The sequence below is a fragment of the Wolbachia endosymbiont of Drosophila willistoni genome (genome assembly GCF_040084705.1).
Lineage (GTDB): Bacteria > Pseudomonadota > Alphaproteobacteria > Rickettsiales > Anaplasmataceae > Wolbachia > Wolbachia pipientis.
In genome coordinates this window covers 637,576-652,282 of record NZ_CP157591.1, presented here as the reverse complement: position 1 = coordinate 652,282, position 14,707 = coordinate 637,576, and the positions used below count along the sequence as shown (strand labels likewise).

Sequence of the window (14,707 nt, the reverse complement as noted above, 5' to 3'; positions counted from 1 at the left end):
GGATTCTACCATAAATCGTAATGTATTACATGGTTTGCCGCTGTTAAATTAAGCCCTGTTCCACCAGCTTTTAAAGACACTATAAGAATGTTGGACTGGAATAAGTTTTGAAAGTCATTAATCATTGTATCACGTGCTTTTCTAGAAAGTCCTCCATGTAAAAATGGCACTTCTGATTCAAACCTTTCTTCAAGTAGCCTAGCTATAATCTCACCCATTTCAGTGTATTGAGTAAATATCAATGATTTTTCTGCAACTTCACCAATACTAATCAATATTTCCTCAAGCATCTGCATTTTACCGGATTGTTCAATACTCGCACGCTTTTTCTTGCCAAACTGTGATGGATGGTTACAAATTTGCTTTAAAGCATTGATAAGTTTAAAGATTAGTCCCTTACGTTCAATCCCTTCACTTTTTTCTATCTTCTCCATAGTTGTATCAACAACCTTTTGATAAAGCGCTGTTTGCTCTGAAGTGAGGGAACAATAACGATTGTTCTCAATTTTATCTGGTAAATCCTGAATAATGCTTTTATCACTCTTAAGCCTACGTAACATAAAAGGGCTAGTGATTTTCATAAACCTTTCTAGACAAGTTTTATCTCTTGCTTTTTCAATCGGTGTTGCAAAGCTGCTTTTAAACTGCTTAGGAGTACCAAGATAAGATTTGTTGATAAAGTCAAAAATGCTCCAATACTCAAGCAACCTATTCTCAACAGGCGTACCACTCATAGCTATCTTATGTTTTGCTGCAATAGTTTTAATTGCCTTGGTTTGTTCGGTATTAGGATTTTTTATATTTTGTGCTTCATCAATCACGAGCAAAAACCAGCGAATTTTATTAAGTTCTTTTTTATCACGACGTGCAAGACCATAGGATGTTAGAGCTACATCATAATCACTTGCCAATTCTCGATTTTGTCCGTGATAGACGAAAAGCTTTAATTCTGGTGCAAAACGTTCCATCTCTCGTTGCCAATTACTTAATATGCTTGTGGGAGCTACTACCAAGACTCTGTCCCGATCCAAAAACCCTGTATTTTTGCAACACAGAATAGCTGCTATAACCTGTAATGTTTTACCAAGACCCATATCATCAGCAATTATGCTACCAAACCCGTTTTCTATGTTCTGTACAAGCCAACTAAATCCACGTTCTTGATATGGGCGTAGTTGTGCTATTAGATTATTTGGTGTAGTAACAGGTGTGTAAGTATTAAGTTTATTAAATAAGCTTGTAAGCTGCTGGTCAAATGCTACTTTAGTTTCATTTACTTCTCCTGTTAGAGCAGCTTGCATAAGCTCTGCTTGACTTAAATAATCAGGCAATTTATCAAGTTTTTTTAATAAAGCTTCTACCTCTTTGTCATCCAAAAGGACGTACTGATCGACTATTCGCACAAGCCCTCGGGAATCTTTTAGCAATTTTTTAAATTCTGTAACGCTTAGTTTTTTATCTCCTATTGCTACTTTCCAATCAAATTTCAATAAATTTTCCAGCGTTAAAAAGCTTTCGCGATCTTCTTTTATTTTATCTTTAGTAGACAAATTAAGACTTAATTGTGGTTTTAAGATTTTTTGTAAAGATTTCGGCAAAATAACTTTGATGCCTATTGCTCTTAGTACAGGCAAGATATGCAAAAATAATGGTGCAAAATTATCTAAATTAAATGATAATGTGCTATTATCGTCAATCGACTTTTCTAGTTCAGGTATATATTCAGACAAAAGTGCAAGATCAGATAAAATACTAAGCTTTACGTTTTGATTAGAGAGTGCTTTTTCCAGCTTGATGAATGACTTCTCATCATCCAGTGATAACTGTACCTCAAGTTCAAATTTTTCATGGTGATCTTTTATCATTAAATAGAGTTTGTAAGGTTTATCTGCTAAATAAAGACGTGAAAGCCAGAGATTAATTGCTTGCGGTATTTCCTTGTTGCTAAACTCAGTAAACTTGTATGATCTTCCAGTAAAGAATAATTCAAAGATGGATTTATCTCTATGCTTATCCAGTGATGCAGGAAAGTTATCTTCTATATACCCTAAAAGGATGAGAGAGATAGCAACATTTACTTGTTCCTCTGGTTCCATAACGATTTCTTGATATTTAATCAATAGAGGCGGACAAATAGATGATATCTTGCTATGAATTTCCTTAACTGACTCATTAAACAACGCCGGAATCCACCTAATTATTACTTCTCCTCTTTTGTTTTGTAATACTTGTGGTATTAGCGCTGACTTTTCCATTAGCATATGTGCAAACTGTGAAATCATATGCATGAAGCGAAGTTCAGGGTTAAGTTTGTGGAGTAACGAACTAGGAATATCATTTAAAAATCGTGCTACATCCCTCAATACATTTCCACTGAGCCTAAATAAATTAGTTGTACCATTGCTCACTTGAGTAAGGTAATGCTGATCATCAATGAATAGTTGAAATGTTTGCCAATTCTCAATATTTCCCCATCTTTTAATAAATAGCTCCTCTTCTGATAGTTCCTTCTTAGAAGCTGGATAGTACACTAATCTTCCTGCAGGATACTTTTGCCAATGCTTATAAGCTATCTGTAAGATATTATGAAAGTTTTTTTCAAAAAAAAGTGGATTATCTGTTAAAATACTACTGATACAATCAAAAAGGTTAGGAATAGTTGATAAATCAATATCATTTAAAATTGCTTGGTTATGTATTCTAATTTTAGAACATGCCTTAAATATATCATCTATCTTTAAAATGTTTTGAGCATTTTCTAATTTTCCATTCCCAAAATCATCGATAAGTGCTGACAAATTACAATTATGAATATTAAAAATCATGAAGGGGTTTTTATCAATTTCTGCAGCAATAAGATAAATTACAGCAGCAATGTGTTTACAAGGCATAGCCCAATCAGGACAACTACAACTTGCATTCATCTCCTGCCAATTTGAAGGAAATAATTTAATCCCAAGATCATTAAGCTTATCAAACAAGCTGGCTGATAATTGTCTATTTATCAATTTAGCTAATATAGCTGGTGAAGTTTCAATAATTTGACGAATGGTCTGTTGTTCTGATGAGCTTAATTCATTGAGTATAATTTTGACTTTATATGGTTGAGGTTTTGAACCACGATATGGGTAAGATCCTGAGCTATGAACTTTAGCTGTAACTATGTGACCATTAATTTTAATACCAAAAGCTCGACCAGTATTAGCACAAGTTCTGCCACGTGGAAGACGGTTATCATAATCTATTCCGTCAAAAGACTGGAGCCACTTCTTACCCCGCCATGTTCTTCCATAAATAGTCATCTTGTAAAACTATATATTTTAACCTAGATAAGCTAGATGCTGATTCTATGGACGATTTTCTCTGAATATGCAAAACTCATCTTGAACTACTACAAAATGTTAATTATAACAACAGAGAGGGCAAAAGCAATAAACACTTATATCAAAGGAAAAATTGATTAAGGGAAAAGTGAAACTTTTTAAAGGTTGTTTAATACCCTTACACCTGTGATTGTAGCACTAATGTTGTGCGATAAATGTACAGTGAAAATGTCATCAGAAGTTACCCAATTATTGAGTAGTTTTTTTTACGGCGTCAAGACTCTTGCCAGCATAGAAAATATCAGTTCCTATATAAATATCCTTATGGGCTAAAAGAAACTTCTATTGGTTGATAGAAAACAGAAAAAAACTATTTAAAAAGTATACTCAACAATATAACAAGGAAGCATAAGTTAGGAAAAGTAGTAGGCCGTTGATAAGGATTTGCCTATTTTCTCGATCAACTAGCTTTTGTATAAGTACTGATGGGTCAATATAAATGAGTAGTTCTGGGAAGCTTACTTTATCGGCTAATCTATATTAGCGTCATAGAGGATTTATATATTTCAAGCATGTTAATTATTTTTTCTGGATCATTTAGGAAACTATAGTAGACTTTACAACTCATTAATTATCACTTAACTTACCTCCTAGTAAGTTCTTGAGTTATGTATGGATAACACGTTGATAATATTAGCAGCAGGAAAAAGCAGTAGAATGAATTCACAGTACTCAAAAACACTACACCTAGTAGGAAATTTTACTCTTTTAGAGCATATAATTCACAATGCAAAACCGCTGAGTTTAAAAAGTCTATCAATTGTCATTAACAAGCCTTTTCTAAAGGAGTTAGAAAGATTTAGTACCTTAAAAGATATAATTGATAAATATAATATAAAATTGATAATTCAAGAAAATATTACAGGTACTGGCACTGCAGTTAAAATTGCCCTAGAAAGCCTGGAGCGGTTATCTGACCAAGACATAGTTTTAATACAGTACGGAGACACCCCGTTTATATCTAGTGATACAGTTATGAGAATGACTGATTGTTTAAAGTGTAATAATAAAAATTTAGTTCTTCTTGGATTTAATAGTCAAGATAAGCAATATGGAAGATTAGTAATTGATGATAATGACAATGTTCAAAAAGTCTTGAAAAGTGAAGATGAAATTCTTCTTGCAAACTCTGGAATAATGGTTTCATACGCTAAAGATCTTTATACCCTAATAAAAGAAGTAAAATTTAATGATTCGACCAACGAATGTTGTCTTAATGATATAATACCCATTGCAGCAAGCAATAACTTACGTGCAGGTTATGTAGTCGCTGACGAAAAGGAAGCAATGGGGGTAAATAACAAAGAGGATTTGGTCAAAGCAGAACGTTATTTTCAGGCAAATAGAAGAAGACAACCAACCCTTCTTTCATAACTATATTTTTTTATTCATTGATCCTTAATTTAAGTTGACATTTGTTTTATATTAGTTTTATAATGCTTTTTAAGTCTTACTTGTAAGATGATAGGTGTGAAAGATTTTCCTGGTTGTAGTGAGAGGGACACATGGGAATATTAATAACAGGTGCTGCAGGTTTGATAGGATCGGCTTTAGTAGAAAAGTTAGAAAAGCAGGGTTATGAAGTAATAAGCTGCGATATTAGGTTTCGCGACAACCCACTCAGTTTTTTTTCAGAAGATATAATGCCGCTACTCGCTAAGTGTACGGGGGTTATTCATCTGGCTGCAATTTCTAGAGTTATACATGGTGAGCTTTATCCTGAATTGTGCCAAAAAGTTAATGTCGATGGTACAATCCAATTCTTAGAATTCTGCAAGTCGCTTCCGAATAAACCATGGTTTATATATGCAAGCAGTAGAGAAGTATATGGAGAACAAAAGGAACTACCAGTTGCAGAGTCTGCTAGTATCAACCCAATAAATAATTACGCCAAAGGTAAAGCATTTATTGAAGAACAAGTAATAAATTTAAAAGGTTCTAACTTTAATGTAGCAATATTACGCTTCTCAAATGTATATGGTGGTTTACTAGATCATAGTAGTAGAGTAATTCCTGCACTCTGTATCAATGCATTGAAAGGCGATCCAATTAGGATAGAAGGTAAAGAATGTGTTTTTGATTTTACCTATTTGGATGATGTTATAGAGGGTATATACTTAACTGTTAAATATTTACAAAACGAGAAATCTTCTCTTCCTGCTATTCATCTTACTACTAATAGCCCATGTACTTTAGAAAACTTAGCAAAAACAATATTAAAAGTCACGGAAAGTGATTCTAGAATTGATTTTTATCCTCCAAGAAATTTTGACGTAACTAAGTTCCATGGTGATTTTACTAGAGCTAAAGAGCTACTTGGTTGGTCTCCAAAGCATTCATTAAAAGTAGGATTAGGTAAATTTATAAAAAGTCTACAAAACAATACACAAGAATATCCTAACAATATAGATATGGTAATATATGAAAATATTAAAAGTTATTCATGGTTACCCTCCTTATTATAGCGCTGGTTCGGAGGTTTACAGCCAAACTCTTGCCCATGAACTAGCCAATAATAATGAGGTACAAATATTTACTAGGCATGAAAACAGCTTCTTACCTGATTTCCATTATACTATAGCTCTGGACTGTAGTGATTCCCGGATCTTACTGAATTTAATTAATATACCTACAACTAAATATCGTTACAAATTTATCAATGAAGAAGTAAATATAAAATTTAAAAGAATAATAGATAACTTTCAACCAGATCTTATACATTTTGGTCATCTTAATCATCTATCAATTACTTTACCAGAAGTTGCTTTTAAAGAAAATATACCTACAATTTTTACGCTACATGATTTTTGGTTAATGTGTCCAAGAGGAAGATTTATTCAACGTAATTCTGAAGATTTGTTACGGCTTTGTGATGGACAGAAGGATCAAAAATGTGCAACCCAATGTTACAAGGGGCATTTTACAGGAGATGAAGAATTCTTGAATTCAGACTTAAATTATTGGGAACAATGGGTTGCAACTAGAATGAAGCAAACAAAGAAAGTAGTGGACTATATAGATTACTTCATTGCTCCGTCAAAATTCTTAATGGATAAATTTACTCAAGACTTTAATGTTCCGATAAACAAAATTTCTTATCTTGATTATGGTTTTGATCTAAATCGTCTTAAGAATAGAAATAGGGTGCAAGAAAAAGGGTTTATTTTCGGTTATATAGGTACTCATACTCCCGAGAAAGGTGTTGACCTATTATTGAAGGCTTTTTCTCGCTTATCATCTAAAGCAAAACTTAGAATTTGGGGAGCGGCAAGGGAAGAAACTAAAACTTTAAAAGCGATTGCCGATCAGTTTCCACATGCTGTTAAAGAAAGGATAGAATGGATGGGAAGTTATAACAATAAAAATATAGTTACTGATGTATTTAATAAAGTTGATGCGATAGTTGTTCCTTCAATTTGGGGTGAAAATTCACCATTAGTAATACATGAAGCACAGCAACTGAGTGTACCAGTAATAACGGCTGATTATGGTGGCATGGCAGAATATGTAAGAGATGGAATAAACGGACTATTATTTAAGCATAGAGATACAAATAGTTTGTCAGAAAAAATGCAAGTCCTATCTACAGACCAGGAATTATACAGTGAACTGACCCAAAGAGGCTATCTTTATACTAAAAATGGTAATGTACCTTCTATAAGTGAGCATACTGAGAAACTTAACAAAATTTACCGTAATGTTATTGAAAATAAAGGCAAATCAGTGGCTACAAAACCTGGTCCTTGGAGAATTACTTTTGATACTAATCCAGATTACTGCAACTTTGCTTGTGTAATGTGTGAATGCTTTTCACCATATAGTAAAGTTAAAGAGGAGAAGAAAGCTAAAGGGATAAAACCCAAGATAATGTCAATAGAAACTATCAGGAAGGTAATTAAGGAAGCAGATGGAACACCTTTAAGGGAAATCATTCCTTCTACTATGGGTGAGCCTTTAATGTATAAAAGCTTTGATGAAATAATCAATTTGTGCCATGAGTTCGGCCTGAAGCTTAACCTCACGACCAATGGTTCTTTTCCTATTAAAGGAGCTAGAAAATGGGCTGAACTATTGGTACCAATTTTATCTGATGTTAAGATTTCCTGGAATGGGGCAACTAAAGAAACTCATGAAAGAATCATGAAAGGTTCAAAATGGGAAGTAGTGACAGAAAATTTAAAAATTTTCCTTGAAGTTAGAGATAAATACTTTAGCGATACAGGTGAAAGGTGTACCGTTACTTTACAATTAACATTTTTAGAAAGTAATTTACATGAACTTTACGACATAGTTGAGATGGCTATAAAAAATGGCATAGATAGAGTTAAAGGACATCATCTTTGGGCACATTTTAAGGAAATTAAGGATCTATCTATGAGGAGAGATGAATTAGCAATTAGTAGATGGAATACGGAGGTGGGAAGGTTATATGAACTTAGGGATAATATGCTATTGCCAAATGGTAAAAAGATAAAATTAGAAAATTTTACGATCCTTTCTCAAGAGGGTATCAAGGATTTGGCTCCAGGTGGTCAGTGCCCATTTTTAGGTAAAGAAGCATGGATAAACAATGAAGGCAAGTTTAGTCCCTGCTGTGCTCCAGATGAACTACGCAAAACATTAGGAGATTTTGGCAATGTTAATGAAGTTAAACTGGAGGAAATATGGCAAAGTAGCGAGTACCTAAACTTACAAAAGAATTATTTAAACTATGAATTATGCAAAACATGCAACATGAGAAAACCATTAGTCAATTAATGAAAGATAGTGAGTACCTTAAATCTATTAGGGTTTCCCCCTGTGAAAGGTTTCACCAATTGTCAGAAAATCCTTTGTACAAAAATAGATTTATTAGAGTTGATAAATTTCACGAGCCTGGCCTTGCACCAGTTTATGATGAGACAGGCGCTTATCACATCGATGCAATGGGAGAAGCAATTTATCGCGACAGATTTTTAAAAACTTTTGGATTTTACTGCAATAGAGCAGCCGTAGAAGATGACACAGGGTATTACCATATTGATCCATCTGGATGTAGAGTATACAAACATTCGTATCAATGGATTGGAAATTACCAAGAAGATATTTGTGTGATTAGAAAGCATGATAAGTTTTTTCATATTGATTTGAACGGCAATAGAGTTTATGAGCAAGAATACAATTATGTTGGGGATTTTAAGGATGGTATCGCTGTAGTCCATAAAGATGGTAAAGCTACACATATTAATAATCATGGAAAGTTAGTACATAATAAATGGTATAAAAAGCTTAATGTTTTTCATAAAGGATTTGCTATTGCAGAAGATAAGCATGGCTGGTTTCATATAGATATTAATGGCAATCCTGTTTACCGGCAAAGATTTAAAATGGTAGAAGCATTCTATAATGGCATGGCAAAAGTTGAAACTTTTGAAGGTGTATTAGGACAGATCGATATTACCGGAAACGTAAAGTTTAGTATTTTTGATTTAGATAAAGAATCTCAAGTGCATAAGATTTCTGCAGAACTTTCAGCCTTTTGGAAAACTTACCTCGCAAATGTTGCTATTGAACTTGATTTGTTAAATATCTTACCTGCAACTATGCCAGTTTTATCTCAAAAGTTAAATATTATCGTTCCAAATCTAGAAAGGCTGTTAAGGGCGTTGTGGGAAATAGGGTTTATTGATTACGATAAGAACAAGGACTTATGGCAACTATCATCAAAAGGTAAGTGTTTTAAGGAAATACCATTTTTGCCTAAAGCAGCAGCAATGTGGGCAAGGGTTGCCGCTGAAAAGAATTGGTTAAAAATTGCCGATATATTAAGGCAGGAGTCAATATCTTCATTTGAATCTTTTAAGGAGAAAGAAACATCAGAAGACAGGAAAATAGCGTTTTACCAAGCATTGCTAGGATATTCCAGGTTTGACACTAAAGAGTTTAATTCTAGGGTTAATATAGATGGTGCTAAAAATATATTGCTATTTGGCGTACACTCTTTATTTCTTGCTTATTCTGATATACACAATAAAGGTTCTATAGGCTTATATTATTACAACGAACATAAAGTGCCTAGGCAGGCAGTAGAAGATTTAAAAATTAAACTCATAACTCAAGAAGAATTATCAGCTACAAATTATGAATTAGGTGTCTTTTGCCGCTTTCTGCAGCATTATGATGATAATAAGGTATTGTCTTATTTAAAATTGGTAAAAAATAAAGGAATACCACGCGTTTTAGTGATAGAAACTATCCTAGATTACTACTCCCCAGTGGGAGGTTCTGTAGATATTAATGTAATGGTTGAAACAGGGGGTAAACTAAGGACATTGAACGATTGGAAAAGAATACTAAAACAAGTAAAAGGGCTTAAAATTTTTAGTATTGTACCTTTAACAGATTATTTATCAGTTATTGACATTAGGTGTTAATATATGAAAGCATTGCAAAAAAATGGTTTTTTTATTATCAAAAATCTAGTTCCTTTAGAGTTAATAACTCAGTCTTTAAATGATATAACAAGCAAGATATCAAAGTTATCTCAAGAATTAGGTGTTTCAACTTCTGACTATTTAAACTGCACTGGAAGATGGGGTACATCATCTCAGGTAACTAGAATTGTATCTCAAGTATTAGATAAAATTATTAAAAATTATCTTGAAAAGTCACTTCAATGCCAGATACTGCAGAAAAAATCAAATGTTATATGTAAAACTGCTGATTTAATAGATGCAGTTCCCTTCCATCAGGACATCTCTTATAGCTTTAATGACCCTTATCATTTTTCTGTTTGGCTAGCTTTGAATAATGTCAATAAAACTTCAGGTGCACTACAAGTTATAGAAGATAGTCACAACTGGAAAATACAGCCTCTAGTTGATTTTTGGCATCCATACTTTTTGGATCAATACTCGGATAACCGGGAAAATTATAAAATTAAGTCACTACCTATTTCAGCAGGAGATGCGATAGTTTTTGATTCACGGTTATGGCATGGTAGTGATAAGAATATAGATGCTAAAGATAGGTTTGCTTATGTTACGAGATGGGTTGTAAAAGATAAAAGTCTTCCTTGTGTGCCAAAACCTCAGCCTTCAGTTTTTGGTATATTAAACTGTGGTGCATTAACAGAATTTATACTGAGAGAATACTTATCATTATTTCGTCGCCAGGAAAGTATAAAAACAAAAAATATGGAAGAACTTATTAAGAGCTGGTTAGCCTTTATTACAGACACAACTACAAATATTTCTGAGGTCAACACTGCTGAAGCTAAGCGAGATTTATATAAGCTACTTATTCTGAATCAAGCGTCAGCACTACATGATGCTGGAGACATTTCAGGAAAAATATACAAAAATTTATGGTTTTCACTGCTTGTATTTCTCAATAAAAAAGTCAATGTGGTGGAGCTAGCATTATAAATGAACAAAAGTAGAGTTGGTAGTTTCAAGTATATATTGGTGTTCATTTTGAATATCTTATCCAAGTTTAAGCTTAATGTGCTTGTAATGTTCCTGGTTGCCCTAGTAGTGGCTGTTGATTTATCTTTTAGAAAGTATTTAGTAAAAAATATCTTAGATACAGCTGTAAAATATCAAGAAGGTAATGTAATTGAAAATCTTTTATTACCTGTAAGCGCTTATGTTTGTATGGCATTACTTATTACTACTGCTTTTAGATTCTATGGCTATTTTGTTGACATTCGAATGTTTACCTCAATGCGTCAAAAAATAGCTGATATGTCTTTTTACAGGCTGCTTCAGCAAGACCATTCCTATTATCAAAACAACCTATCCGGAAGTTTAGTATATAAGGTCAGTAACTTAATGGATAGTGTGATAGAGCTAATAAGACTGCTTATAGACTGTTTCTTTAGTTATAGTATAGCATTAATCTTGGCTATTTATACTTTATCACTAGTAAATATAAAGTTTGCAATAGCTACATTCATTTGGGTGAACATTTTTATTTTGATTTCGGTTTTCAGTTTTCGGGTGCTTACCGGATTAGCCGATGATCATTCTAAACAAAGTTCACAAGTAATAGCGGGTATAGCCGACAGTATTTTAAATGTTATATCAGTAAGGTTATTTTCTCGGCAAGCGCATGAGAGGCATAAATTTTTTCAAGTATGCAAGAAAAAAACTATTGCAGAAAGAAAATTACAATGGGCATACTTTTGGCTTTGGTTTATATATGGCTATTCATTTGATATACTCCAAGCAGTAAACTTGTATTTTTTAATTCATGATTATCAATTGAACAAGATTGCAATAGGAGATATTGCTCTTGTACTTGGAATTAATATATCGATTATAGAGTTTCTTAACCATCTAACTAGGAATCTTACCCAATTTTCTACTCATTTCGGCAAAGTTTCAGATGCATTGCCAATCTTGACTACCGTACCAGAAATTCAAGATAAGGAAAATGCTAAAAAATTAAATTTATTAAGTGGAAGAATAACGTTTAATAATGTTTCTTTTTCTTATGAGGGTCAGAAGTCATTATTTCAAGATTTTTCAGTTACCATTAATCCTTGCGAAAAGGTAGGTCTAGTTGGTTATTCTGGAGGTGGTAAATCTACTTTTATAAACTTAATCATAAGGCTATTTGATGTTAAAAAAGGTAATATACAGATTGATAATCAAGTAGTATCGGAAGTTACACAGAGTTCTTTGAGGCAACAAATATCTGTAATACCTCAAGAACCATTGTTGTTTCATGATACTATTTTAGCAAATATTATATATGGTAAACTTCAATCTACTATCGAAGAAATAATAAGAGCTGCAAAGCTGGCTGGTATTCACGATTTCATTATGACTCTACCCGATCAATATGAAACTGTAGTCGGAGAAAAAGGCATAAAGCTATCTGGAGGGGAAAGACAAAGAATAATCATAGCGAGAGCATTTCTAAAAAACGCTCCGATATTATTTTTCGATGAGCCAACTAGTCAGTTAGATTCTATAACAGAGAAAACAATTCAAATGAGTTTATTTAAGTTGATGGAAAATAAAACCACCATTACTATAGCACACCGTATTTCTACACTTTTACATATGGACCGAATTCTAGTATTTAACAAAGGAAAAATTGTCCAAGATGGTAAACACGCTGAATTAGTTTCTAAGCAAGGTCTTTACAAGGAACTTTGGAATGCTCAAATTGGTTGTTTGAATGGCAAAAAATAAGATGGAAAAAATTATTGATCTGAGAAGTGACACTACAACTCTGCAGAGCTCCAACGTTATACATGCAATAAGTAATGCAACTGTTGGAGATTTTGCTTATGGTGAAGACAAAAGCTGTAATGACTTATCAGAATATTGCAAACAATTATTCAAAGTAGAAGAAGCATTATTTGCAACCAGCGGTATGCTTGCAAATAGATTAGCCATTGCCAGTCAAACAAGTCCTGGTGATGAACTAATAACTCATTATAATTATCACGTTAATTTTTTCGATAGCGCAGGCAATGCAAAAGTAAATAATATCGTATTTAATTGTATTAGAAATAATAGCGGAATCTTAGATGTTGCTGAAGTAGAATATGCTATTAATTCTAAGCCAAGGTACAAAATTTTTGCTCAGGTGAGTCTTGTTTCTATAGAAAATAGTATAAACGGGTTTAATGGTAAAATTTATCCTTTTGAAAAACAAGTCGAGTTATATCACTTTTTAAAAGCTCACAATGTAAATCTTCATTTAGACGGTGCAAGAATATTTAATGCTCATGTCGAAACAAATATTGCTTTAGCAGATTATGCTAAATATGTGGATACAATGAGCTTTTCTTTTACCAAAGGACTTGGAGCTCCTTTTGGTTCAATGCTTATGGGTAAAAGAGAGATAATTGAAAGGGCTAAAAAGCTACAGGTTTGGCTAGGTAGTGGTTATCATCAGATAGGGTATTGTGCTAATGCAGCAAAGTATGTACTACAGAACAATATTTCTAGGCTTAAAGAAGACAATAAACTCGCCAAACTGTTTGCAGACAAGATTAAGGAAATTCCACACATAAAACTGGTACTACCTTATCCAGAAACTAATATAGTAAGCTTTAGTATAAAAGCACTAAATGTAACTAATGAGGTTTTCTTGAGTAAGTGCCAAGCTTATGGTTTATTGCTTTTTCCTTGGCTCGAGTCTCATATAAGAGCAGTTACCCATCTTGGCACAAAGGAAACAGACATCATGAAAGCTGCTGAAATTATAAAGGAGGTTGTGTTAAATTTAATATGAGAGTAAAAATAGATTTCTTTAGCGATTCAAACACTGACCCTTCAGCTAAAATGAGGGAAGCGATGGCTAAAGCAAAAGTTGGAAACGAAGCTGCATGTGAAGATCCAACTGTGAACGAATTAGTGGCAACCGCATGTAAAATATTAGGTAAACCTGCAGGAATCTTTTTGATTTCAGGAACGATGTCCAATGTAATTGCTTATAAAGTACACATTCAAAGACCTGGTGATTACTTGCTGCTTGATGAAACTTCACATCCACTCATAGTACAATCTGGCTTGATCGCAGCCCAGGCACATGCTACTCCTTTGCCCATCAAAGGTACAAGAGGAATATTTACTGGAGAACAAATTGTTGAGTTTATTACTCGTCCTAGTTTAAGAAATATTCCGAGAGTTGGGCTTGTTTCTATCGAACAAACGACAAATTTTGGTGGTGGAGCTGTGTGGCCTTTAGAATATATTCAAGAGATCTCAAGTCTCTGCAAAGAGAATGACGTATTCACTCATTTAGATGGAGCAAGACTGTTCAACGCTTGTGCTCATACTAAAATATCTCCAAAGGAGTATGCAAGTTATTTTGATTCGGTATTCATTGATTTTAGTAAAGGATTAGGTGCTCCAATGGGTGCAATATTGCTTGGAAGTGAAGATTTTATTGAAAAAGCTTGGTACTATAAGTTTCAAATTGGCGGAGGTATGCACCAAGCTGGCATTATTTCAGCTGCATGTTTATATGCTCTACGTAATAATGTAAATTCTTTAGAAGAAGATCATAAAAAAATGCAGCACCTTATAGAAGGCCTAGACTCCATAGATCAAGTTATAATTGATATCGACCTGTATAAAACTAATATAGCGTATTTTTCATTACGTACTAATTGTATATCTACTCAAGAATTAATAAACGTACTAATGACAAATTATGGAATTAGAATGGCTAACATCAAAGGTAAAATCAGAGCTATAACACATAGAGATATAAGCTATGAAGATATTAATACTACTGTATCTGCTATAAGAAAGATACTAAGTAATTTTCTGCACTAATTGTTTGCAAACTTCTTGTCAAACAATATTATACCTATATAG

The 14,707-nt window shown here is 33.2% G+C and carries 9 protein-coding genes; 8 read left to right on the top strand and 1 reads right to left on the bottom strand.

Annotated features, from left to right (window positions below):
• Window positions 1-5 precede the first annotated feature (5 nt).
• Window positions 6-3,302, bottom strand: coding sequence for a DEAD/DEAH box helicase (locus tag ABL518_RS03380; RefSeq protein WP_348994347.1), 3,297 nt, complete (start codon window positions 3,300-3,302; stop codon window positions 6-8).
• 693 nt (window positions 3,303-3,995) lie between these two features.
• Here ABL518_RS03380 and ABL518_RS03375 point away from each other — a divergent pair.
• From ABL518_RS03375 to ABL518_RS03340, 8 genes are all read left to right on the top strand, one after another.
• Window positions 3,996-4,757: a sugar phosphate nucleotidyltransferase gene (locus ABL518_RS03375; protein WP_010082157.1), complete on the top strand. Its 762-nt coding sequence runs from the start codon at window positions 3,996-3,998 to the stop codon at window positions 4,755-4,757.
• A gap of 131 nt (window positions 4,758-4,888) precedes the next feature.
• On the top strand, window positions 4,889-5,848 hold the full coding sequence (locus ABL518_RS03370; RefSeq protein ID WP_006280064.1) for an NAD-dependent epimerase/dehydratase family protein: 960 nt from the start codon (window positions 4,889-4,891) through the stop codon (window positions 5,846-5,848).
• Window positions 5,805-8,141, top strand: coding sequence for a glycosyltransferase (locus ABL518_RS03365; protein ID WP_095742731.1), 2,337 nt, complete (start codon window positions 5,805-5,807; stop codon window positions 8,139-8,141). Before ABL518_RS03370 ends, ABL518_RS03365 begins: the two co-directional genes overlap by 44 nt.
• Complete coding sequence (locus ABL518_RS03360; protein ID WP_095742732.1) at window positions 8,102-9,796, top strand: WG repeat-containing protein; 1,695 nt, start codon at window positions 8,102-8,104, stop codon at window positions 9,794-9,796. The genes ABL518_RS03365 and ABL518_RS03360 overlap by 40 nt, the downstream gene beginning before the upstream one ends.
• Window positions 9,797-9,799: 3 nt before the next feature.
• A complete protein-coding gene (locus tag ABL518_RS03355; RefSeq protein ID WP_095742733.1) occupies window positions 9,800-10,789 on the top strand; it encodes a phytanoyl-CoA dioxygenase family protein in 990 nt (329 codons plus the stop codon).
• Window positions 10,790-12,565 carry an ABC transporter ATP-binding protein gene (locus ABL518_RS03350; protein ID WP_006280068.1) on the top strand — a complete coding sequence of 592 codons (1,776 nt, stop codon included), beginning with the start codon at window positions 10,790-10,792 and terminating at the stop codon, window positions 12,563-12,565.
• Window position 12,566: 1 nt separating this feature from the next.
• Window positions 12,567-13,616 (top strand): threonine aldolase family protein, encoded by a 1,050-nt coding sequence (locus ABL518_RS03345; RefSeq protein WP_006280069.1) that lies wholly within the window; start codon window positions 12,567-12,569, stop codon window positions 13,614-13,616.
• Complete coding sequence (locus tag ABL518_RS03340) at window positions 13,613-14,665, top strand: threonine aldolase family protein (RefSeq protein ID WP_006280070.1); 1,053 nt, start codon at window positions 13,613-13,615, stop codon at window positions 14,663-14,665. Before ABL518_RS03345 ends, ABL518_RS03340 begins: the two co-directional genes overlap by 4 nt.
• Window positions 14,666-14,707 lie beyond the last annotated feature (42 nt).